The organism is Aurantiacibacter spongiae, from assembly GCF_003815535.1.
Classification (GTDB): domain Bacteria; phylum Pseudomonadota; class Alphaproteobacteria; order Sphingomonadales; family Sphingomonadaceae; genus Alteraurantiacibacter; species Alteraurantiacibacter spongiae.
This window is the reverse complement of the sequence record NZ_RPFZ01000001.1, coordinates 706,341-728,448: the sequence shown is the minus strand read 5'-3', so window position 1 is coordinate 728,448 and position 22,108 is coordinate 706,341. Positions and strand designations below refer to the sequence as shown.

Here is a 22,108-nt window from a genome sequence, read left to right as displayed (position 1 = left end):
GCGTCATACGCACATGCCCGGGAACCGGGTCCGGCGACTTGATCAAGATTAACGAATATTCCGCCGAGCAAGACGGCTACTCGGCTGCGAGCAATTCCTCCGCCCCGCCCAGGTCGACGCTGACGAGGCGGGACACGCCGCGCTCCACCATCGTGACACCGAACAGCCGGTGCATCCGGCTCATCGTGACGGCGTTGTGCGTGACGATCAGATAGCGCGTCTTCGTATCGCGGTTCATCGCGTCGAGCAGATCGCAGAAGCGTTCGATATTGGCATCGTCCAGCGGTGCATCGACTTCGTCCAGCACGCAGATTGGTGCCGGATTGGTAAGAAACAACCCGAAGATAAGTGCCGTAGCGGTTAGCGCCTGTTCGCCTCCCGAAAGCAGGCTGAGCGATTGCAGCCGCTTGCCGGGAGGTTGTGCGAAGATTTCGAGGCCGGCCTCCAGGGGATCGTCCGAATCGACCAGTGCCAGATGCGCCTGCCCCCCGTCGAACAGCCGCGCAAAAAGGCGCCGGAAATGATCGTTCACCTCCTCGAATGCGGCGCGCAGCCGTTCGCGGCCCTCGCGGTTGAGATTGCCGATGGACCCGCGCAACCGACTGACCGCCTCGGCCAGTTCGGCCTGCTCGGCGGCGCTGGCACCGTGTTCCTCCTCGATCCTGGCCAGTTCGTCCGCGGCGACCAGGTTGACCGGCCCGATCCGTTCCCGGCTGGCGACAAGCCGGTCCATTTCCTCGCTCTCGAGGCCGGCATTGCGCACCGCCCCTTCTTCGAAGCCGAAGGTGCCGGGCAGCATTGAGGGCGGGGTCCGGAAGCGTTCGCCCGATATGCGGGCCATTTCCTCGCGCCGGGTTTCCTCGTTTTCCGCTCGCGTCGCCAGCGCGGCGCGGCGCTCCCGGGCGGTGGAAAGTGCTTCGTTGAGCTCCGCGAGCGCCTCGTCCGCTTCGCGCGCCAGCACGCTCGCCTGCGCAACGGCGGTTTCGGCCTTCGCCAGTTCGTCGCCCAGGCGCGCGCGGGTCGCTTCGCCGTCTTCGATCTCGCGCATCAGGCCAGCAGGCCTGGCGGCAATGACGGCGCGTTCCCCGGCGATCTCCTCGAAGCGGGCGGACATTCCCGCAAGGCGCCGGGCGGCGTCCCCGGCGCGGCCTTGCCACCCCTTGATGTCCGCGCGTTGCGTCGCCACCCGTTCGCGCGCGACGGCGAGTGCCTGATCATGCGCGGCGAGCGTAGCGGCGGCGGACTGAACCGCCTCGCGCATGGCCTCGTTCCTGTTCCTGGCGGTTTCCAGCGCGGCCCGGCCAGCTTCGGGATCGGGTAGCTCGCCGCGCCTCGCTTCCGCCGTTGCCAATTCCTCCGTGGCAGTCGCGCGCCGGGTGGCGAGATCGGCTTCGGCAAGATCCAGTTCCTCGCGCCGCGTCGCCAGCCGGTCGCGCCGCGCTTCCGCCTGATCGAGCGTGCGCAGCGCCTGCCGTTCGGCCTCCGCCGCCTCGTTCACTGCCCGCTCGCGCGCGACCAGATCGCGCTGCGAGTCCGAAAGAGCGTTCTGCGCTGCTTCCTGCTCTCCTGCCGCCTGCTCTGCGGCCGAGCGCAAGGTCGGCAAGGCCTTCTCCAGTTCGACCAGGCGGTTGTCGCGTTCCAGCCGGGCCGCCTCCGCCGCCCCCTCGCCGCGCGCGACGAAACCGTCCCAGCGGCGCAGCAGCCCGTCGGTCGTCACCAGCCATTCGCCGGGTGCGAGGCTGCGCCCGTCATCGACATCCGCGACATGCACCAGCGCCAGCCGGGCGGCGAGTTGCGGGGGCGCGTCGCGCAGGTGATCGGCCAGGGTATCGGCGACGGGAGAGGGTGGCGGCGCGCCGGTCCAGAAGCGGCCGTCTTCCGCATCCTCAGGCGAGCCGAGCACAGCCTTCGCATCGCGCCCCAGCACTGCGGCGAGAGCGCGCTCGTACCCGGGCCGGGCGGCGACGGAATCGAGCGCCTGCGACCGGCCACCGCGTCCCGCCTGCTGTTTCGCGCGCGCCTGTCGGTCGCGGTCGAGCGCCTGGAATTCGCGTTCGACACCCGCCAGTTCGGCGCGCGCGGCGGATAGCGCGGACGCGGCCTCGTCGCGGGCGGCGGCGAGGTCTTGCCGGCGTGCGCGTTCGCTTTCGAGTTGCCCACGCAGGGCGGCGAGGCGAGCACCGGCCTCCTGCACCGCCCCCACGGCTATCGTCACATCCTCGTCCGGATCGGTTTCACCCAGCAGGGCTTCGCGCTGCCCGGCGATACGGCGGGCCTCGCCCTCCAGCCGGTCGAGCCGCATCCGGGCCTGCGCGATTTCGGCTTCGGCCACGCGCCACTCGGCCTCGACGCCGGCATTGTCCGCCGTCGCGCGGGCCAGCGCCAGCTCCGCCGCGCGACCGGCACGTTCGGCCGCCTCGACCTGCGCCGCGATCCCGGGCCGCGCGTCCTCGTCGGCCTCCAGCGCCTTCGCTCCCTCGGCGAGCGAGCGCTCGAGCGCGGCGAGGGCATCGGCGGCGTCGCGCGTCATCCGGTCGGCATCGACCTTGTCCTCCTCCAGCCGGGCCTTCTGCCGGTCGAGATCGGCAAGCCGCTCCTCCGCCGCCTCGAGCTGGCTGGCGAGCGCGGCCATGCGGTGCCCGTGCGCGCTGGCATCGTCCCGTCGGTCCGCCAGGTCGTCGCGCAACTGCGCGAGATCTTGCGCCAGGGCATGCTGGGCGCGCTGCGCTTCCTTGGCCTTGTCCTGCGCCGCGGCCACTTCGGTATCCGCCGCCTTCGCCTCGGCCCGCGCCGCTTCCGCCGCAGCCGCGGCATCGCGCCAACGGGCGTAGAGCAGCCGTGCTTCGGCCACGCGGATCTGATCGGACAGGGCGGTGTAGCGCTCCGCCTGCCGGGCCTGCCGCCGCAGCGAGGCCATCTGGCTGTCGAGGCCCGCCATCAGGTCTTCCAGGCGCGCGAGGTTCGCTTCCGTCTGGCGAAGCTTGCTCTCCGCGTCGCGGCGGCGAACGTGGAGGCCCGCAATACCCGCCGCCTCTTCCAGCATCATGCGCCGTTCGGCGGGTTTGGCGGCGATCACCTGCGCGATCTTGCCCTGGCTGACCAGCGCGGGCGAATGCGCGCCGGTCGCCGCGTCGGCGAAGATCAGCGAGACGTCCTTCGCCCGCACGTCGCGCCCATTGACCCGGTAGGCGCTGCCCGCGCCGCGTTCTATCCGGCGGGTAACGTCGAGCGGTTCGCCCTCGTCATCGACCGCATGCAGCACGACCTCGGCGAAGTCGCGCGGCGGCCGATTGGCGGTGCCGGCGAAGATCACGTCTTCCATCCCGCCCGAGCGCAAGGACTTGGGCGAGTTTTCCGCCATCACCCAGCGGATCGCCTCGAGCAGGTTGGACTTGCCGCACCCGTTCGGCCCGACGACGCCCGTCAGGCCGGGTTCGATGCGCAGATCGGCGGGTTCGACGAAGCTCTTGAAGCCGCTCAGCCTAAGCTTGCGGATCTCCATCGCCGGCCCGCCGCCGCCTCAGCTATCCCGCGCGCCGGCGCGTTGCAGGGCGGCCTCCACCTGCGTCCAGGTGCTGGTGCCGGGGGTGGTCTCCAGCTCTCGCCCGTTGAGGAAGAAGGTCGGCGTCCCGCCCACGTTCTGCGCGTCGGCGGCGTTCTGCGTCACCTCCGCCAGCCGGTCGGCAGCGGCGGTATCGCTGAGGCAGGCCTGCGCCTGGTCCCGGCTGATGCCGCGGGCCGCGAACCAGTCCAGCGTACCCGAAACCTCGGCCAGGGCGGGCAGGCGGCGTTCGGGCGGCAGGCTGTTCGCCTGTTCCAGCGCCGCCTGGTTGTCGGTCTGGAAGACATAGGCGCGCTCGTCATGCAGCTTCGCCCAGATCTGGTCGGCCAGCGGAACGGCGGCGGTCGGGTCCGCGCATTCGAGCATCCGGGTGAGCACCAGATCGGGAACGCCGTGGATGAGGAAGCTGCGCAGTTCGTAGCTGACCCGGCCGGTGTCCACGTAGTCCTGCATCAGGGGCGTGGATCCCTCGGCGCTGAAGGCGGCGCAGCCCGGGCAGGTCAGCGAACCGTATTCGACCAGCTTGATCGGCGCATCGGGGTTGCCGACCAGCCAGCCGCCTTCCTCAGTCCGCGAGACGGTATCGGTCCATGCCTGGCCCGCCGGGGCCGGTACGGCGGCGACGGGATCGCCCGAAACCGCGTCGGCGGTGGCGGCGTCGTCCGCGCAGGCGGCGAGGGCCAGCACGAGCGGGGCGGCGAGGGCGGCGGTAAGGATGCGGCGCGTATTCATCATGTCACTCGTGTTCCGTTGCAGTCTGACGGGCCCCGGCGCCCGAACCTGCCGTGCCGGTCGATTAGACCGCCGGGGCAGGCGTTTGGGAAGCGCCGGGGGCCGGGAAACGGCGCTTTTGCACAGGCTTTTCCCCTTTTGCAAAGGGATCGGCGGGTTCAGTCGCCGACGGCGGAGAGCTCGGCGCTGAATGGCATCGGTGAACCGAGCGCGTTTTCCAGCGCCGGCCAGCCATACACCCCGTCGAGCAGCTTGCCGTTCAGGACGAAGCTGGGCGTTCCCTGCACGCCGTATTCGGCCGCGTTCGCCGCCGATTCGTCCACGATCGCCTGCGCCCGCGCGCTGTCCGACAGGCACTGATCGATCTCGCTGGCGGAATACCCCCGCCTCTCCATCAGTTCGTCGAGATCGAGATCGGCCGCAATCGCCTTCATCCGCGAGGCGATCGGGCCGGAATACCAGCGGTTCCTCTGCGCCTGCGTGGCGGCGCGTGCCTTGCCCATCCATTCGTCCTGGGAGAGGAGCAGCGCCCGGTGATTGTCGAAGAACCTGTCGTCCGGGCCACACTCGGCAAGCAGGATGGCGGCAACGTCGATGACGTGGTGAACCTGCTGGCGCACCTCGATATTGGCGCGCCCTTCATGGATCAGCAGGTACCGCAGCCCCGCCTCCGATTCGCGGGCGAAGGCGGCACAGTGCGGGCAGGTATAGCTGTTGAATTCGATCAGTTCGATGGGCGCTTCGGGATTGCCGACACGGTATCCCTTGGCCGTCGTCTCGTACTCGGCATTCCAGTTCTGCGCCGCTGCGGGGCCGGCCGCGAAGGGCGCGGCTGCCATCAGTGCGGCGGTGACGATCCGCTTCATCATTGCTTGTCCTCTTTCGACGCGATCGACTGCGCCAGCGATTGCAGCACGGCGCGCAATTCCGGGTCCCCGATATCGCGCAGGCTTTCCCCCAATTCCATCGGAATCGGCTTGAGCGAAGGCGGCGCCTCGCGCTTCGCCACAGCAGGATCGGCCTTAACCGCGCCTTGCCGCATCTTGACCTTCGCCACCGCCTTGTAGCCGAAGAATCGGTTCACCCGCTCGATTATCTCGGGAATGACGTGCTGGATCAGCGGCGCGTGGGCGGGTAGCACGACAAGCTGGAGAATGCCGTCGCTCTTCTCGCCCGGCGGAAAGCGGATGCTTTCGGGCGCGCAAACGCGGGCATGGCGCGCGCCCACGATTTCCGGCCAGCGGGTGACGACGCTCGACTGCACGAATCCGAAGCGGCGAAAGGCCGCGCGCCCGATTTGCGGGACCAGGTCCGCCACGGGGCGCGCAGGTCCGCCGCGCGGGCGTTCGTAGGGTCTCGCCCTGCCTTTCGCGCCCTTTCCGGTGGCGGCGCGCGTCTTCCCCGGTTTCGCTGCATCGTCGCGTTCCATGTCGTCGCCGCCCATGCCATAGCGCGGGCATGGAGGATAGGGTCGCTCCGCTGCTTCTCGACTGGTATGCGCGCCATGCCCGCGACCTGCCCTGGCGCACCCCGCCCGGTATCGGGGAACGCCCCGATCCCTACCGCGTATGGTTGTCGGAAGTCATGCTGCAACAGACCACGACGGCGGCGGTCGCCCCGTATTTCGCGAAGTTCACCCTGCGCTGGCCAACGGTCGAGGCGCTGGCGGCGGCGGACGAGGCGGACATCATGGCCGAATGGGCGGGGCTGGGGTATTATTCGCGTGCTCGCAATCTGGTGAAGGCGGCGCGGGCCGTGGCGGAGCGCGGCGGCTTTCCCGATACCGAGCGCGAATTGCGCGAATTGCCGGGGCTTGGTGCCTATACCGCCGCAGCGGTCGCCGCCATCGCTTTCGATCGGCGGGCGGTGGTGGTCGATGCGAATGTCGAGCGTGTGGTGGCCCGGCTGTTCGCCATCGAGGATCCGCTACCCGGCGCGCGCAAGGCAATCCGCGAGGCAACCGATGCGATCACGCCGGCGGAGCGGGCCGGCGATTTCGCGCAAGGCATGATGGATCTGGGCGCAACGATCTGCACCGCGCGCGATGCGCGGTGCCTGCTGTGTCCGCTCTCGGCCCTGTGTCGCGGGCGAGCGGAAGGCGATCCACTGCGCCTTCCGGTCAAGCCGGCGAAGAAGGCGAAGCCGCGCCGCAGCGGAACTGCCTTCTGGATCGAGCGCGACGGCGCGGTGTGGCTGGTGCGCCGGGCGGGGCGCGGAATGCTCGGCGGAATGCGCGCCCTGCCCGACGATGGCTGGAGCGCCCGGCGCGACGGGGAAGACGACCCCCCGGTCGCCGGCGCCTGGAAGGCGGGCGGCGTCGTGCGTCACGGTTTCACCCATTTCGATCTCGAACTCGGGGTGGCGATCCATGCCGGGGACGGGGTTCCCACGGGCGAGGGCGAATGGTGGCCGGTCGGGCAACTGGAAGAGGCCGGACTGCCCACCCTGTTCGCCAGGGCGGCGCAGCTCGTGCTGGCGATGCGCGAGGGTGTCTAGAACACCCCTCCGCCCAGCAGCAGCCGGATCACCGCAATGGCCAGGATCACGAGGTTGAAATTGCGTCCGCTGCGCTTGCTCGACAGCTGACCCAGGACGATGCCGACGGCGATGACCGGCAGCGCCAGCCAGTTGCCGATGCCAAGAAACGGAATCTGCGACGGGATGACGATGATCAGCGACAGCAGCCCGGTGAGGATCGAGAGGACGTTCAGCATGTGTATGCGTTAGGTAAGACACGGCAAGCGTGCAAGCCGCGCCTTGTTCACCCTTTGCGCGCCGGTTAAGTCGCAGAATGAAACGAAATCAGACGAGAACGTTATGACCTCCGCCATTTCCCACGCCTTGTCCCGCCGTTCGCTCATCCGGGGCGGCGCGCTGCTGGGGGCGGGCGCGATTGCCGGATTGCCGCTGGCCGGCGCCGCGCTGGCGCAGGACGCTTCGGGGCGCTGGCCGGCGGTGGCGCGCATGGTTGGTGCCTATGTCGACAACCGCCGCGTGTCGGGCATGGTCGCGACGATGGGTTTCGGGCAGGCGCGCGCGGACACGATCGCGCGCGGGACGAAGACCTTTGCCGGAGACGATCCGGTCGGCCCGGACAGCCTGTTCCGCATCTATTCGATGACCAAGCCGATCACCGGCATGGCGGCGATGATGTGCATCGACGACGGGTTGATGGCGCTCGACCAGCCCCTGTACGAGATCATCCCCGCCTTTCGCACGATGCGCGTGCAGAAGCGCTATGACGGGCCGATCACGGCGGATAATCTGGAACCGGCACGGCGCCCCATCACCATCCGCCACCTGCTGACGCACACCGCCGGCCTTGCCTACGGTATCATCCAGAGCGGACCCATCCGCGAGGCTTATAGCCGTCGCGGGCTGGTGCCGGGGCAGGTAAGCCGGCTGGAACTGGCACAGGCGATCATGGGCGGCACCCCGACCGACAGCCTCGCCGATTTCGCGCAAGGCGTCGCGGAGATGCCGCTCGTCTACCAGCCCGGCACCAGATGGAGCTATTCGGTCGCGCTCGACGTGATGGGCCGGGTGATCGAGGTCGTCTCCGGCCAGGACTTCGACGCCTTCCTGCGGCAGCGCATCTTCGATCCGGCGGGCATGACAAGCACCTGGTTCCGCGTGCCGCGTGGCGAGGCGGGGCGGCTGACGGGCAATTACTTCCTCATGGGCGGCTTTCCCATCCCGCTCGACATGCCCCGCAATTCGGTCTTCCTCGACGAGCCGGCCTTTCCCGCGGGCGGGGCGGGGCTGGTCTCCTCCCCTTCGGATTACGACCGCTTCCTCAGAATGCTGGCGGGTTACGGGGAAATCGACGGGCGCCGCGTGATGAGCGAGGCGGCGGTGCGCATGGGCACGCGCGACCTGTTCCCTGATACGCTCGCGACCAATGGCGGCTTTACGAGCAACGGGCTGACCTTCGGCTTCGGTGCCGGCGGCCTCGTCGGCAAGGGCGACGCGGAAGGGCTGTACGGCTGGTTCGGCGCGGCGGGAACGAGCGGCCTCGTCAACATGCGCCGCGCGCTGCGACACAATCTGATGACGCAGTACATGCCCGCGGAAGCCTACCCGACGCAGAGCGAATTTCCGCAGGCCGTCGCCCGCGACGCGGCCCGGCTCTTGCAGTCTTGAACATTCCCTTCACCGCGGCCGGTATGGACCGGGACGATCACGCGCGCGCCAGTCCGGAGGCGCTCGCCCGTTACGCCGCGAGAAGCGACGCGCGCGTGCTTGCGATGGATGGCCTCGCCCCGCTGCTGGGCGCGGACGGCCGGTTGCGGCGCGATCCGATGGGTGGGGAGGGCGGCGATCTCGCCTTCCTGGGTCTCGAAAACGGGGCGCCGCTGTTCGTCGCGCTGCCTGATCTCGCCGAGCAGGACCGCTGGGCCGGACGGCAGGCGATGGGGCACCTTTCGCCTGCCGAGCTTGCGCTGTTCGGCGGCGCGCGCGCCCTGGTAGACTGGCACGCCCGTCATGGTTTCTGCGCCAATTGCGGCGGCGCGACCCGTCTTGCCAAGGGCGGGTGGGAACGCGATTGCGAACGCTGCGGAGCGATGCACTTTCCCCGCACCGATCCGGTCGCGATAATGCTGGTGGAGCAAGATGGTGCGCTGCTGCTGGGACGACAGGAGCGGTTTCCGCCGCGCAGCTATTCCGCGCTCGCCGGCTTCGTGGAGCCGGGTGAGAGCCTGGAGGAAGCCGTTGCGCGCGAAGTGATGGAGGAAGCGGGCATCGCCGTTCGCGACGTCAGCTACGTCGCCAGCCAGCCCTGGCCGTTCCCCTCGCAATTGATGCTGGGATGTCATGCCCTTGCGGACAGCCGCGAACTGACGATCGACACCACCGAACTGGAGGACGCGCGCTGGTTTACCCGGGCCGAGGTCGCCGAGGCGGTGGAGCGCGGACAGGACGCGACCGGCTTCGTCCCCCCGCCGCGCATCGCCATCGCCCATTCCCTGCTACGCCGCTGGCTGGAGACGCATTCGTGAAAACGCCCGTCATCATCGATATCTGGTCCGACGTCATGTGCCCCTGGTGCGTCATCGGCTACCGTGCGTTGATCCGTGGCATCGAGCAGGGCGACCTGGCTATCGAACCGACGATCCGCTGGATGCCGTTCGAACTCAACCCGGATACCCCGCCGCAGGGCTGGTCGCAGGCCGATCACGTGCGCGAGGTTTACGGGCGCGGGCCGGACGATCTTGAGCGGATGCGTGGCGAGATCGCCGAAGTCGCGAGGCAACTGGGCTTCCCGATGGACTATGCGGGGAAGGGCGAGGCGCCCGAACCGATGATGCGCAACAGCTTCGCCGCGCACTGCCTTTTGCGTCATGCGCTCCGGACCGGCGGACCGGACGCGCAGACGCGGCTGGCCGAGGCGCTGTTCGCGGCGCACTTTCAGCAGCGCCTCGATGTGGCGGACACGAGCGTGCTGCTCGACATCGCGCAGGATGCCGGGATCGAGCGGACCGAAGCCGCTGCGGCGCTGGAGGACGAGACGCTCGCCGCCACCGTCCGCGCGGAAGAGGAAAAAGGCCGGAACAGCGGGATCACCGCCGTTCCGACCTTCATCGTCAATGGCAAATATGTGGTGCAGGGCGCGCAGGCGCCCGCCGCCTATGCCGAGGCGTTGCGGCAGGTCGTCGATCTGGAAACCGGCGACACTACCTGCTGACGATCAGGCGTCGTCACGCGAGTTCTGGATCGCCTCGCGGGTTTTCGGTCCCTTCTTCGCATCCTGCGCGGGATTGTCGCTCCCGACCTCCGGCTCCCGGTTGTCGGGGTCGGTCGCACGATTGGCTTCGCCGCGGGTGCCCACGTCCTTGGGAACCTGGCCGCCCGAGCGGCTCTGCTGCGAAGGGGTTGCGGTTTCGCTCATCGAATCGATCAGGTCGTTGTCCGGATGGCGGCTCTGGCGTTCGGGCATGTGTCTTTCTCCTTTGCGAAATCAACGGGACAGACCGGCGCCCGTTCCATCGCGCAGCCGGGCGACGCGCATGCGAAAACGCGCCCCGCCGCATGTCGGCGAGGCGCGCCTCTGTCCTGTTTCTCGAATCAGCGAGGGGTCACTCGGCCTGCGTCGCTCCGGCGCGGGCCATGATCTCGGCCTGCACACGCTGTTGCAGTTCGGGCTGCTGCCCGATCGCCTGCGCCAGCGACATGAACCGCTGCGGGTCCATACCCTTGCCGCCGATCGCGTTCATGACTATCGCAATCTTCTCGTCGTCGGGCAGCGAATCGTCGATCTCCAGGTTCTGCATGTCCATCGCGATGGTCACGAAGGTCGCCACCTCCTCGTCGGAGACGCTCGCCGGATCCACCGGAGAGGGTGCAAGCTGTGCGTCGAGACCGGACATACCCGCGCCGGAACCGTCTTCTTCAACGGGGGCGGTGGTGGACGAATCCTGCGCCCGGGCCGCCGGCGACAGCGCCAGCGTGCCGAGAGCAAGACACGAAGTAGCAAGCAAAGCCTTCATCGCGCGACCTTTCCGAATAGAGTGCGGGCGTCAGCCTTGCGCCTGGCCGAGCTGGTTGACAAGCTCCGCCTGCGCGCGCTGCTGCAATTCGGGACTGGCGTTGATCGCCTGGGCCACGGCGCTGAACCGGGCAAGTTCGAAACCGGCATCCTGGATGACCTGAATCATCGCCGCCTGCTTCTGCTGGTCGGTCATCGTCGTATCGTTCTCCATCGCCTTGCCCTGCATGACGACGGTGACGAACTTCGCGATCTCCGCGTCGGTCACGCTGGACGGATCGGCCGCGGGCGGCGCCTGAGCGGGGGTTTCCTGCGCGGCGACCGGGGCGGCAAGCGCGAGCGGCGCGACGGCGGCGAGGGCAATGGCGGCAAATGTCTTCATGTATTCAAGCCTTTCGTGGGCGCCGTTTGTGGCGACCCGCGTTCGTGTGAGTAAAGATGATCGGATTACGCTGACCTTTACAGCATCCTCAGATCAAACCCAACCGTTGCAGTTTTCCGGCGAGCCGACCGGGAATCACGTCGCCCGGATCCTCGCCCTCCTCCAGATCGCGCGGCGGTTCTCCCTTCAGGTAGCGCCAGCCCTGATGCGCCCGCTTGGGACGCGGCGTGACGCGGATCAGGCGCGGCTCCAGCTCGATGAACCAGCGCCCGTTGTCCTGCTGGCGAAAGCCGGTGATCGGACTGCGCGCGACGAGGTTGTGCTCGTGTATCCAGAACAGCGACCCGCCGACGCATTCCTCCCAGCGGGTCGGACGATAGCGCGTGTTCACGTCGATGCGCTGGCGATTGTCGAACCATTTCTGGATGTCGCCATAGGTTTGCGCACCGAACGCGATCTTGGTCAGGTTGAGCGGCATGATGGCGTGCAAGATGGGGAGCGGGCGGCCGATTGCGAGTGAGGGGGGCGTATCCATGCCGTCGCGGGCGACGGGACCATCGTCGCGCTTACCATCAAGCAACGGAACACAGTCGCGCCAAGCGTCTTGAATCATGACATAGGTTAGGGAGCGGAACAGGCAAGCTCGTGAAGAAGTTTGGAATCGTCCTTGCGCTTGTCGCGGCGCTGATGCTCGTCGCCGTTCTGATATCGCTCGTTCCCAGCGATGCGTGGTTCATCCGAACCGTCGATCTGGTGCGCGAACCGTTCTCCTACGCGGCGGCCATCCTGCTATTTGTTTCGCTGCTGGCCAGAGGATGGCAACGCTGGACCTTTATTGCCATGTTTGCGCCACCCCCGGCCCCACGCATTCGGGATGGTCTTCGCGACCGATCTGCCGGTTCTCAAATCGGCGATGATCGACAATACCTATCGCGATACGCCTGCGCTCTACGCGACCCTGCGGCCCGGCGGCTCGCCACCGCTCGAATTCATCGGCCTCCACCCGAAGCCGCCTCTGCCCCGGTGGAATACCCAAGCTGCGCGACGAGAATATCGTCAATGCCGGCATCCAGACTCCGGACCGCCTGCCCGATGCGTTCGTCATGGGCGATTTCAACGACGTGCGCTGGTCCCGCACCACCACGACGTTCCGCGAAATGGGAGACTGGCCCGATCCGCGGCTCGGGCGCGGGACCTTCCCGACCTTTCCTTCGGACCATCTGTGGCTGGGCTGGCCGCTCGATCAGATCATGGTGAAAGGCGCGCTGGACCTGCGATCCTTCGAGGTGTTGCCGGATGATGGTTCAGATCACCGCGCGATGCTCGCCGTTCTCTGCGCGCCCTGAAGCCGGGGCGCGACTGCGCGCTTTCCTACACCCGGCCGCGCACGCACACCGCCCGCCATGCACGATCGTCCCTTCCACCCGGGATATTCCGCCGATTTCCCCGCTTCGCCGGGCACGGCGGTTTTGCGCCTCAGGACACTGTCACACCTGTCACACCTTGTCCGGAAAGCGGACCGTCAGGCGTTGACCAGCCCGCTTGCGACGGCAAGCCCGAGAAAGGCGAAGAAGCCCATCGAATCGGTGATCATGGTGACGAACACGCTCGAAGCCACGGCCGGGTCCTGGTTCATCCGGTCGAACGCGACAGGCACCAACACGCCGGCCATGCCCGAGATGATGATGTTGACCACCATGGCCGCCGCGATCACGCCGCCCAGCGCGGGCGAGAAGATGGCCCCCACCGCCAGGCCGATCAGCACGGCGATGGTCGCACCGTTCATCAGCGCCACGCGCAGTTCGCGCCACAGGATGCGGCGGGTGTTGGACCTGGTCAGCTGGTTCATGGCGATGGCGCGCACGGTCACCGCCATGGTCTGCGTTCCGGCATTGCCGCCGATGCTGGCGACGATGGGCATGAGGACGGCGAGAGCGACGAGCTGCTCGATCGCGGCGCCGAAGGCCGCGATGATGGCGCTGGCGACGACGGCGGTGCCGAGGTTCGCGATCAGCCAGCGCACCCGGGCCGAGTACGCGTCGCGTAGCGGCTCGTTGATGTCGCCTTCGCCCGCGCCCGAAAGCAGCAGCGTGTCCTCGCCCGCTTCCTCCGAGATGATGTGAACGATGTCGTCCACCGTCAGTTGTCCGACCAGCCGGCCGCTTTCGTCGGTGACGGCAGCGGAAATGAGCGCGTACTTCTGGAACCGCAGCGCCACCTCTTCCTGGTCCATGTCGACCGGAATCAGCGTCTGGTCGCGCTTCATCACGTCGGTCAGGGCAACGTGGCGCGGGGTGCGCATGATCCATGACAGCTGGCAGGTGCCGATGGGATGGAAGCGCGCGTCGACCACGAACACCTCCCAGAACTCGGTCGGCAGGTCGTCCGCCTGGCGCAGATAGTCAATGAGGTCGCCCACCGTCAGATGCTCTGGTACCGCCACCAGTTCCCGCTGCATGAGCCGGCCCGCGCTCTCCTCCGGAAAGGCGAGCGCGGCGGTGATGACGGCGCGGTTCTCCGGATCGAGCTCGGCGAGGATGGAGCGCTGATGCGGCTCGTCGAGATCCTCGATCAGCTGGACGGCATCGTCGGTGTCGAGCTGTCCCGCGATGTCGGCGACGGCGCCGGGGGCGAGATCCTCGACCATGTCCTCGCGTACGTAGTCGTTGAGCTCGGCGATGACCTCGCTGCTCATGAGGTCGGTGATGGCAGCCGCGAGGTGGCGGCGCTCGTCCCGGTCCAGCAGTTCGAACAGGTCGGCGATGTCGGCGGGGTGCAGCGGCTCGACCAGTTCGTAGGTCCGCCCGGTATCCCCCTCTTCCAGAGAGCTGCGCACGTCGTCGACGAAATCGGGCTTCAGCCGGTTCTCCTCGTCCAGTTCCGCCCCGCTTTCGCGCACCTCGACGGGCTCTTCGCGTTCCTGGAGATCGGTATCGGCCATGCCGCCCGCTCTATCCCCGGCGCGGGTAAAAGCAAGCGGGCGCGCGGAAGGCTTGGCGTGACATTGCGCCTCTCCGGCCTATATCGGCCCCATCCGGAACCAACCGAACAGGAGACCTACCGTATGGCCGATCAGAAACTGACCTTCACCCTCGATTGCGGAGACGGCAAGGGTGGCGACGTCGTGATCAAGCTGCGCGACGATCTCGCGCCCAATCACGTCGCGCGCATCACCGAACTGGCGAAGGACGGCTTCTACGACGGCGTGACCTTCCATCGCGTGATCGCAGGATTCATGGCGCAGGGCGGCGATCCGACCGGCACCGGCATGAGCGGATCGGACAAGCCGAACCTGAAGCAGGAATTCAGCGACGCTCCGCACACTCGCGGGGTCTGCTCGATGGCTCGTACGCAGGATCCCGACAGCGCCAATTCGCAGTTCTTCATCTGCCTTGACGACGCGCGCTTTCTCGACCGCCAGTACACCGTCTGGGGCGAGGTGGAGAGTGGCATGGACCATGTCGACGCGCTGCCGAAGGGCGAGCCGCCGGCCAATCCCGGCAAGATCACCAAGGCCAGCGTGGGCTGATGGGCAGGGGCGCCGCACCGGCGCCCCTTTCTACGCGGAAGCGTCGATCACGTCTTCGTGCCGCTTGAGCCACCGCGCCTGGTAGCCGAAACGGGCCGCCTTCGACACGTCGCTCTGGAAAGACGAGTTGACCGCCGCCCCGACCGCAGAACCGATGACGGGTACGACCATTCCCAACCGGTTGCGAAGCGAGGCAAGGGCGAGCGCGCGAGAAACGCGCTCCACGACCTGATCAACCAGCGGCTTGGCCGCGTTCGGGTCGACATGGCGCAGCGAACCGTCCTCGGCGATACTCGCCTCCAGTGCGTCCATGCGCCGCCGCCGCTCCTCGCGATCGTTGAGGGTGGCCAGTTCGAGGATCTGCATGCGGAACATCCGCTCCTCGGCTCCCCTGTCGCTGAAGCCGTAGGCGACCCCGGTATCGCGCACGTTGCGCAGGGCGATGGCGATGGTGCCGGGGATATCGAGCGACGCGGTCAGGGCACCGCCGAAACCGGCAGCGGCGCCGGATGCGCCATTCACCGTGCGTGCGATCCGTTCGATCCGCTTCGCCGCGCTCCGGGCCGCATCCGCATCGGCCGGATCGTGGTTCAGCTCGGTCAGCGGCGGAGCGCCCACCGCCGTATCGATCCCCTCGACGATTTTCTGCACCGGCCACTTCGGCACTGCGCCGGCGAGCGCCGAGCCAACAGGATGGGTCAGCCGCTCGATGCCCCGCCCGAGCCATGACGGTTTGCTCCGGCGATAGCGTTGCTGGTCGCGGCGAATATCCATAGCCTGTCTCCTCTCGTATGACGTGAGGGTGAAATGGGTGGTTGCCCGGAGCGTTCCTATAGGCCGGCGCCCTGGAGCCAATCATGGAAGATCCGTACGGGACGTGCCTCCAGATCTCCGGGTCGACAGATGAAGTAATAGGAATACGGGCTTTCCACGCGCACGTCGAAAAGACGGGCGAGCCGCTGATCGTTGTTCCGCGCCAGGTGATCGTCGTGCATGATGGCGATGCCGATACCCTGCGCCGCCGCCTCGAGGATGAGCTGTCCGGAATCGTAATGATCAACGGCCGAGGGCTGCAGGTGCGCCATGCCGACAGCCCGCTTCCACGCATCGAAGCTCTTGGGCATGTCGGTGTGGACGAGGAAGGTCTGCTTCGACAGCGCCTCGCGGTCGGGATCGACACCCAGATCGTCCACCAGCTTCCGGTTGGCGATGGCGTGGACCGTGTTCTGATCGAGTTGCAGCGAGTGAAAGGCCGGGTCGGGCCGATCGGTCAGCGTGATCGCTGCATCGAGCGTGTCGCCCACCCTGTCGACCAGATGCGGCCCGGTGTCGATGTCGAGATGGAGCCGCGGATGGGCGCTGCGCAGTTCGTTGAGGCGCGGAAACAGACGCTGCGTTCCGAACAACGGCATGACTCCGAGCCGGAGGCGCAGGGTCTGGAGGTTCTCGCTCTGCGATTCGACCGCCGCGGCCAACGCTTCCAGATGCGGGGCTACCGATTCGTAGAACGCACGGCCCTCATCGGTCAGGCGCATGGTCTGGCCGCTGCGACTGAAGAGCTTGCGACCGGTGAACTCCTCGAGATTGCTGATCCGGCGCGACAGGGCGGAGGGGCTTAGACCGAGTTCGCCTGCCGCGGCGCGGGCAGACCCGAGCCGAACCACTCGAATGAAGGCCTCAAGGGCACGAAGGGGAGGAAGACGGCGCATGAATTACCGGGTTTGTCGCCGGGCGGAACGACGGTGTCGAGCGAAAAGCGAGCCTGTCACTGTCCATGCTGCAACGCAACACAGAACCGTGCGGTTCCGCTTCAAGCCTCGTCGTCCGGTTCCTCTGACCGCGGTCGATGCAGGCGCAAACGGGTTACGTGGGTCTCGTCGCCGGCGGTGACCTCCATGCGCCAGCCGCTCGGATGGGTCAGGACGGTGCCGGCCTGCGGGACTTCCTCGGCCAGCACGAAGGCAAGACCGCCAAGCGTATCGACCGGTTCCTCGATCTCCGCCAGCTGCGGGTCGCCGACCTTCTCGGCCACGTCGTCGAGTTCGGCGCGGGCATCGGCATCCCAGACGCCCTCGGCGATCTCGACCAGCTGGTCGATCGGCGCCTCGTCGTGCTCGTCCTCGATCTCGCCGACGATCTCCTCGACCAGATCCTCGATAGTGATGATGCCGTCGGTGCCGGAAAACTCGTCCACCACGACGGCGAGATGGGTGCGGCGTGCGCGCATGTCCGCCAGAACGTCCAGCGCGCCGCGCGCCTGCGGCACGTACAGCGGCTGCCGCATCAACACCGTCCAGTCCTGCGGCGGGGGATCGTCGCTGGCGAGATAGGCGAACACGTCCTTGATGTGCATCATGCCGATTACGTCGTCGAGCTGTTCGCGATAGACGGGCATGCGCGAATGACCGTGTTCCGCGAACAGCGCGACCATTTCGTCCCATCCGATCGCGGCGTTGATGGCGACGATTTCCTTGCGCGGGATGGCGACATCGTCGGCATCGTGTTCGCTGAAATGCAGCAGGTTGCGCAGCATCGTCAGTTCCACGGCGGACATGTCGTCCGTCGCCGGGTCGTGCGGGCCGGCGTTGCGCGCGGCTTCGCCCTCATGCTCGTCGATGGCTTCCTCCAGCTGCGCGCGCAGGCTGGTGTCGCCCGGTTCCTCGAACAGGCCGCGGATCACGTTCCACAATCCGCCGCCGCTGCTACTACTGCCGTCGCCGTCGGTACTGGACGAGCCGTCCGGTTTGTCGCTGTCGGGCATCGCCCCTTGTCTATCCCTTGTCATGGTCGGTGTCGCGGTCGGTCGCGCTATATGGGTCCGCTACCCCCATGGACGCAAGCGCCTTCACTTCGAGCCGCTCCATTGCCTCGGCATCGGTCTCGCCGGTCTCGTGATCGTGGCCAGCGAGGTGGAGAAAGCCGTGCACCACGAGGTGCGCGGCATGGTCGGCCAGCGCGATGCCCTTTGCCGCCGCTTCGCGCGCGCAGGTCTCATACGCGAGCGCGATGTCGCCGAGCATCTGGGGCGGACCTTCATGCGGGTCCAGATGAATCAGATCGACGCGCTCGACCATGGGGAAGCTGAGCACGTTGGTCGGCCTGTCCTTGTCACGCCATTCGCGGTTCAGGTCGCGGACCCTTTTGTCGGAGGTGAACAGCAGGCTGGCGACAAGGCGCGGATTGGCGAGTTCGGGCGCGACCGCAGCCGCTGCGGCGGCCGCGCGTTCCGCAAGATCGGACCAGTCGCCGTCCGGCCAGCCCTCGATGTCGATTTCCAGGTCCACGATCAGCAGGCGTCAGGGCTGGGCATTCTCGCCCTCGTAAGCCTCCACGATCCGGCCCACGATCGGGTGGCGAACCACGTCGGCGGCGGTGAAGCGGGTCACGCCGATGCCGTCCACGCCCTCCAGCCGGCCGACGGCATCGGCGAGGCCGCTCATCCGGTCGCCGCCGGGAATGTCCACCTGTTTCGGATCTCCGCAAATCACCATCCGGCTGTTCTGGCCGAAGCGGGTGAGGAACATCTTCATCTGTTCCTTCGTGGTGTTCTGCGCCTCGTCCAGGATGACGAAGGCATCGGACAGGGTGCGCCCGCGCATGAAGGCGATGGGCGCGATCTCGATCTCGCCGCTGGCGATCCGGCGGTCCACCTGTTCGGGCGGCATGCAGTCGTAGAGCGCGTCGTAGAGCGGGCGCAGATACGGATCGACCTTTTCCTTCATGTCGCCGGGCAGGAAGCCCAGCCGCTCCCCCGCTTCGACCGCCGGGCGCGACAGGATCAGGCGTTGCACGCTGCCGGTAATGAGCTGGCTTACCGCCTGTGCCACGGCGAGGTAGGTCTTGCCCGTCCCGGCCGGGCCGAGCGCGAAGATCACGTCGGTCTTGGCCAGCAGGTGCATGTAATCGGCCTGATGCGCGCTGCGCGGGGCGATGGTCTTCTTGCGCGTGCGGATCATGATCGGCGGGGTTTTCGCGTCGCCGGTTATGATCCCTTCCAGCGTCGGTTCGTTCGACATGGCGATGAGCGTTTCGATCTCGCCCGCATCCATGTCCTGACCGGTCAGCAGCCGTTCGTGCATCTTGAGCAGCACCTCGCGCGCCCGTGCGACCTCGTCTTCCGGGCCTTCTATGGAAACGGTGTTCCCCCGTGCCGCGATGAACACGCCGAGGCGGTTTTCCAGCTGGACGAGGTTGGCGTCGAATTCGCCGAACAGGGCGCCGAGCACGGCTTCCTCGTCGAAGGCGACTTCCGTGCGGGCGCGCTGCGAGGCGATGTTGCGTTCGGGCGCGTAGGGGGCGGACCGGTGCTGTCCGTCACGGGTCTTGTTGCGAGCCAATCGAGTCCTTTCGTTCGAGCGTCGATCCCAAAGATAAGTCCTCGGCCCATGCTGGCAAGTCGCCCTGCCGCGAGCGCGGGGGATACTGGCGCAAGGCGGGGCCGGCCGGTCTGCCCGCCTTGGAAAGGGTGACGAAGTTGACAGTGGCGTCAATTTCCAAGAGGACCAAAAACTTATGGTATATCAGTAGCTTAAAGGCTATTCCGGGTGCGAAGTTGACGATTACGGCCGTGCGGGGAAAAAAAGCGCGGCCAGGGCGGACGGGGCGTGTCTGCATCGCTCTGCCCGGCCCGGGCGGCGTAGGAAAGTGAAACGGGTGTCGCAGCGATCCGGAAACCGCCGCGGTGGCGATACGCTTGCCTGTCAGACGCGCACTGCGCGCAGCGAGTTCGGGCCGGCATCCGCCAGCCTGACGCGCACGATGTCACCGATGGCCGCATCGCCTTCGAAGAAGACCGATTGCAGCCAGGGCGACTTGCCGAGCCATTGGCCGTCGCGCTTGCCTCGCCGCTCCACCAGCACATCGCATGTCCTGCCCACGCTCGCTTCGTTGAAGGCCAACTGATCGCGGTTGAGGCGGGCCTGAAGCCGCTGCAGCCGCTCGTCCATCACCTCTCTCGCGACCTGGGCGTCCATCGTGGCGGCAGGCGTGCCGGGGCGGGGCGAATATTTGAAACTGAACGCCTGCGCGTAGCCGACTGCGTCCACCAGTTTCAGCGTGTCTTCGAATTCGGCTTCCGTCTCTCCCGGAAAGCCGACGATGAAATCGCCGCTGAGCGCGATGTCGGGACGCGCGGCGCGGAACCGGTCGAGCAGGTTCAGATAGCCTTCGGCGGTGTGGCTGCGGTTCATCGCCTTGAGCACGCGGTCGTTGCCGCTCTGCACCGGCAGGTGGAGATAGGGCATCAGCTTGTCCACCTCGCCATGCGCGGCGATCAGCGCGTCGGTCATGTCCGCCGGATGGCTGGTGGTGTAGCGTATCCGCGCCAGATCGGACAGCTTCGCCAGTTCGCGCACCAGTCCGTCCAGGCCTACCGCGTGACCCGCACCGTCCTCCCCGCTCCAGGCATTGACGTTCTGACCCAGCAGCGTGATCTCGCGCGCCCCGGCATCGACCAGCCGCTTCGCCTCTTCCACCAGATCGGCGAAGGGGCGGGAGATTTCCGCCCCGCGCGTATAGGGCACCACACAATAGGTGCAGAACTTGTCGCACCCTTCCTGCACCGTGAGGAACGCTATCGGCGCGACCTTGCGACGGCGGGGCAGGGCGGCGAACTTGGCGTCTTCCGGCATGTCGGTGTCGGTGCTGCGCCGGCCGGCCAGCGCATGGTCCAGCATGGCGGGCAGGCGGTGATAGGCCTGCGGGCCGACGACCATGCCCACCGCCGGGGCGCGCGCCATGATCTCCTCGCCCTCCGCCTGCGCCACGCAGCCGGCGACCGCGATCATCGGTTCCCTGCCGGCCTCGCGCCCGCGCTTGACCAGCCGGCCGATGTCGGAATAGACCTTCTCCGTCGCCTTCTCGCGGATGTGGCAGGTATTGAGCACCACCAGATCCGCTTCCTCGCCATCGGGGGCAGGGGCGATGCCCTGTTCGGCCAGCAGTTCGGCCATGCGCTCGCCATCGTAGACGTTCATCTGGCAGCCGAAGCTCTTGACCCTGTAGGTCCGGGGTTTCTCGCGTTTGTGCATGGGCGCGCCCGTTAGCTGATTTCCAGGCGCCTTTGAACCCTTCAGGACGGTTCGCCACCCTTTGGCGTGTAGCGCACCGGATCGACCGCATGGCGATATTCGCGCAACGGTTTGCCCAGCGTTTCCAGCAATTTCGCCTCGATAGCCTCGCGCGCCCGCGCGCCGATCGCCTTGCGGCCGCGATAATCTTCTGGCGAGAACGGTTCGAGATAATGGATCGTCACCGGGAAGCTGCCCCGGCGCGACAGGATGCGCCTGGCGTTATCCACCCCGCTTTCATTGCCCGTCCAGCCGATCTCCTCGGCCACGTCGCCGTAATCGATCAGCACCGGCTGCACCATCACGCCCGGCGGCGGTGGTTCGAGCAGCTTGAGCATGGAGGTCTTGAACGGCAGCAGCGATTGCCCGTCCGTCGTGGTGCCTTCGGGAAAGATGGTGACGGACCAGTTGTCGGCCATCGCTTCGCGCACGGCGTTGATCTGGCTGGCGACGTCCATGCGCGCCTCGCGCTTGACGTAGACGGTGCGGTTCAGCCCTGCCAGCCAGCCGACCAGCGGCGCCCTTTCCAGTTCGGCCTTGGCGACGAAGGCGGTCCCGCTTGCCCCGGCCTCGGCCAGGATATCGAGCCAGCTCAGGTGATTGGACAGGAAGACCACATCGCGCCGCAGGGGCGTGCCGATCTTGCGCACCCGCGCGCCGCATATGCGCGCCGCCCAGCCGAGAAACAGCTTGGGAAACGGCGAGCCGTAGGCGAACAGCCGATAGACGTAATGCGCCGGCACGCAGGTGAGGATCGCCAGCAGCAGCAGGATCGAGCGCCCCGTCAGCCGCAACCACCCTGCCGGGGTCAGCGGCGGACTGTCGCCGGCGTCGATGGCGGCACGCTCCGGCGTCACGCGGCCTAGCCCTTGCTGTCGCGCTCGCGGTCCATCCGCACGGCATACAACTCCATGCGGTGATCGACGAGGCGGTATCCCAGCTTCTCGGCGATCTGCCGTTGCAGCGCTTCGAGTTCCGGATCGACGAATTCGACGACCTTGCCCGTCTCGACGTCGATCAGGTGATCGTGATGCGCCTCGGGCGCGGCCTCGTACCGGGCGCGGCCGTCGCCGAAATCGTGCCGGTCGAGTATGCCCGCTTCCTCGAACAGGCGCACGGTTCGATAGACGGTGGCGATGGAGATTTTCGGATCGATCGCGCTGGCGCGCTCGTGCAGCTTTTCCACGTCGGGATGGTCGTCGCTTTCCGACAGGACCTTGGCGATGATGCGCCGCTGCTCGGTAATGCGCAGGCCGCGTTCGGCGCACAGGGCTTCGAGGTCTATTCGCTGATGCACTGTCGTCCCCATCGAAAAAAGGTGGCTGTTGCCGAAACGCAAAACGCCCCG

General features: G+C 67.3%; 24 protein-coding genes. 6 read left to right on the top strand and 18 right to left on the bottom strand.

Features of this window, described 5'->3' with window-relative positions; translation table 11 throughout:
- Positions 1-76: 76 nt before the first annotated feature.
- From EG799_RS03620 to EG799_RS03605, 4 genes are all read right to left on the bottom strand, one after another.
- Positions 77-3,502: an AAA family ATPase gene (locus EG799_RS03620; protein ID WP_123878633.1), complete on the bottom strand. Its 3,426-nt coding sequence runs from the start codon at positions 3,500-3,502 to the stop codon at positions 77-79.
- Positions 3,503-3,520: 18 nt separating this feature from the next.
- The gene (locus EG799_RS03615; protein ID WP_234028997.1) at positions 3,521-4,297 is read right to left on the bottom strand and encodes a thioredoxin domain-containing protein; all 777 of its coding nucleotides are present in this window, start codon (positions 4,295-4,297) and stop codon (positions 3,521-3,523) included.
- A gap of 155 nt (positions 4,298-4,452) precedes the next feature.
- Positions 4,453-5,163 (bottom strand): DsbA family protein, encoded by a 711-nt coding sequence (locus EG799_RS03610; protein ID WP_123878631.1) that lies wholly within the window; start codon positions 5,161-5,163, stop codon positions 4,453-4,455.
- Positions 5,160-5,723: a DUF721 domain-containing protein gene (locus tag EG799_RS03605; RefSeq protein ID WP_123878629.1), complete on the bottom strand. Its 564-nt coding sequence runs from the start codon at positions 5,721-5,723 to the stop codon at positions 5,160-5,162. Before EG799_RS03605 ends, EG799_RS03610 begins: the two co-directional genes overlap by 4 nt.
- Positions 5,724-5,752: 29 nt before the next feature.
- Between EG799_RS03605 and EG799_RS03600 the strand changes: the two genes are divergently transcribed.
- Positions 5,753-6,790, top strand: coding sequence for an A/G-specific adenine glycosylase (locus tag EG799_RS03600; protein WP_123878627.1), 1,038 nt, complete (start codon positions 5,753-5,755; stop codon positions 6,788-6,790).
- On the opposite strand, the gene EG799_RS03595 is transcribed toward EG799_RS03600, so the two are convergent.
- The gene (locus tag EG799_RS03595) at positions 6,787-7,008 is read right to left on the bottom strand and encodes a hypothetical protein (RefSeq protein ID WP_123878625.1); all 222 of its coding nucleotides are present in this window, start codon (positions 7,006-7,008) and stop codon (positions 6,787-6,789) included. The two genes, EG799_RS03600 and EG799_RS03595, sit on opposite strands and share 4 nt — an antisense overlap.
- A gap of 103 nt (positions 7,009-7,111) precedes the next feature.
- Here EG799_RS03595 and EG799_RS03590 point away from each other — a divergent pair, with 103 nt between their 5' ends.
- From EG799_RS03590 to EG799_RS03580, 3 genes are read left to right on the top strand one after another with little or no spacing between them, the layout of a single operon-like run.
- Positions 7,112-8,437 (top strand): serine hydrolase domain-containing protein, encoded by a 1,326-nt coding sequence (locus tag EG799_RS03590; protein ID WP_123878623.1) that lies wholly within the window; start codon positions 7,112-7,114, stop codon positions 8,435-8,437.
- Positions 8,438-8,460: 23 nt separating this feature from the next.
- Entirely contained in the window at positions 8,461-9,294 is an 834-nt protein-coding gene (gene nudC, locus EG799_RS03585) for an NAD(+) diphosphatase (RefSeq protein WP_123878621.1), read from the top strand.
- A complete protein-coding gene (locus tag EG799_RS03580; protein WP_123878619.1) occupies positions 9,291-9,980 on the top strand; it encodes a DsbA family oxidoreductase in 690 nt (229 codons plus the stop codon). Before nudC ends, EG799_RS03580 begins: the two co-directional genes overlap by 4 nt.
- A gap of 3 nt (positions 9,981-9,983) precedes the next feature.
- Here the strand turns inward: EG799_RS03580 and EG799_RS03575 are convergent, their stop codons facing one another.
- From EG799_RS03575 to EG799_RS03560, 4 genes are all read right to left on the bottom strand, one after another.
- A complete protein-coding gene (locus tag EG799_RS03575) occupies positions 9,984-10,232 on the bottom strand; it encodes a hypothetical protein (RefSeq protein WP_123878617.1) in 249 nt (82 codons plus the stop codon).
- A gap of 139 nt (positions 10,233-10,371) precedes the next feature.
- The gene (locus EG799_RS03570; protein ID WP_123878615.1) at positions 10,372-10,782 is read right to left on the bottom strand and encodes a DUF4168 domain-containing protein; all 411 of its coding nucleotides are present in this window, start codon (positions 10,780-10,782) and stop codon (positions 10,372-10,374) included.
- 30 nt (positions 10,783-10,812) lie between these two features.
- Entirely contained in the window at positions 10,813-11,163 is a 351-nt protein-coding gene (locus tag EG799_RS03565; RefSeq protein ID WP_123878613.1) for a hypothetical protein, read from the bottom strand.
- An 88-nt stretch (positions 11,164-11,251) separates the two neighbouring features.
- The gene (locus EG799_RS03560) at positions 11,252-11,641 is read right to left on the bottom strand and encodes a DUF1489 family protein (protein WP_123882696.1); all 390 of its coding nucleotides are present in this window, start codon (positions 11,639-11,641) and stop codon (positions 11,252-11,254) included.
- A gap of 445 nt (positions 11,642-12,086) precedes the next feature.
- Here EG799_RS03560 and EG799_RS14315 point away from each other — a divergent pair, with 445 nt between their 5' ends.
- The gene (locus EG799_RS14315) at positions 12,087-12,509 is read left to right on the top strand and encodes an endonuclease/exonuclease/phosphatase family protein (RefSeq protein ID WP_325051122.1); all 423 of its coding nucleotides are present in this window, start codon (positions 12,087-12,089) and stop codon (positions 12,507-12,509) included.
- 176 nt (positions 12,510-12,685) lie between these two features.
- On the opposite strand, the gene mgtE is transcribed toward EG799_RS14315, so the two are convergent.
- Positions 12,686-14,104, bottom strand: coding sequence for a magnesium transporter (gene mgtE, locus EG799_RS03550; protein ID WP_123878609.1), 1,419 nt, complete (start codon positions 14,102-14,104; stop codon positions 12,686-12,688).
- Between the two features lie 123 nt (positions 14,105-14,227).
- On the opposite strand from mgtE, the gene EG799_RS03545 reads away from it, so the two are divergent.
- Positions 14,228-14,692, top strand: coding sequence for a peptidylprolyl isomerase (locus EG799_RS03545; protein ID WP_123878607.1), 465 nt, complete (start codon positions 14,228-14,230; stop codon positions 14,690-14,692).
- A gap of 30 nt (positions 14,693-14,722) precedes the next feature.
- On the opposite strand, the gene EG799_RS03540 is transcribed toward EG799_RS03545, so the two are convergent.
- The 8 genes from EG799_RS03540 to EG799_RS03505 form a co-directional block, all read right to left on the bottom strand.
- Complete coding sequence (locus EG799_RS03540; RefSeq protein WP_123878605.1) at positions 14,723-15,466, bottom strand: EcsC family protein; 744 nt, start codon at positions 15,464-15,466, stop codon at positions 14,723-14,725.
- A gap of 56 nt (positions 15,467-15,522) precedes the next feature.
- Positions 15,523-16,401: a LysR substrate-binding domain-containing protein gene (locus EG799_RS03535; RefSeq protein ID WP_123878603.1), complete on the bottom strand. Its 879-nt coding sequence runs from the start codon at positions 16,399-16,401 to the stop codon at positions 15,523-15,525.
- 101 nt (positions 16,402-16,502) lie between these two features.
- Entirely contained in the window at positions 16,503-17,453 is a 951-nt protein-coding gene (locus EG799_RS03530) for a hemolysin family protein (RefSeq protein WP_123878601.1), read from the bottom strand.
- A 10-nt stretch (positions 17,454-17,463) separates the two neighbouring features.
- Positions 17,464-17,976, bottom strand: coding sequence for an rRNA maturation RNase YbeY (gene ybeY, locus EG799_RS03525; RefSeq protein WP_123878600.1), 513 nt, complete (start codon positions 17,974-17,976; stop codon positions 17,464-17,466).
- A gap of 12 nt (positions 17,977-17,988) precedes the next feature.
- Positions 17,989-19,029, bottom strand: coding sequence for a PhoH family protein (locus EG799_RS03520; RefSeq protein ID WP_181950867.1), 1,041 nt, complete (start codon positions 19,027-19,029; stop codon positions 17,989-17,991).
- Between the two features lie 363 nt (positions 19,030-19,392).
- A complete protein-coding gene (gene miaB, locus EG799_RS03515; protein WP_123878598.1) occupies positions 19,393-20,721 on the bottom strand; it encodes a tRNA (N6-isopentenyl adenosine(37)-C2)-methylthiotransferase MiaB in 1,329 nt (442 codons plus the stop codon).
- 41 nt (positions 20,722-20,762) lie between these two features.
- A complete protein-coding gene (locus EG799_RS03510) occupies positions 20,763-21,617 on the bottom strand; it encodes a lysophospholipid acyltransferase family protein (RefSeq protein WP_234028996.1) in 855 nt (284 codons plus the stop codon).
- Positions 21,618-21,622: 5 nt separating this feature from the next.
- The gene (locus EG799_RS03505; RefSeq protein WP_123882687.1) at positions 21,623-22,057 is read right to left on the bottom strand and encodes a Fur family transcriptional regulator; all 435 of its coding nucleotides are present in this window, start codon (positions 22,055-22,057) and stop codon (positions 21,623-21,625) included.
- Between the last annotated feature and the right edge of the window lie 51 nt (positions 22,058-22,108).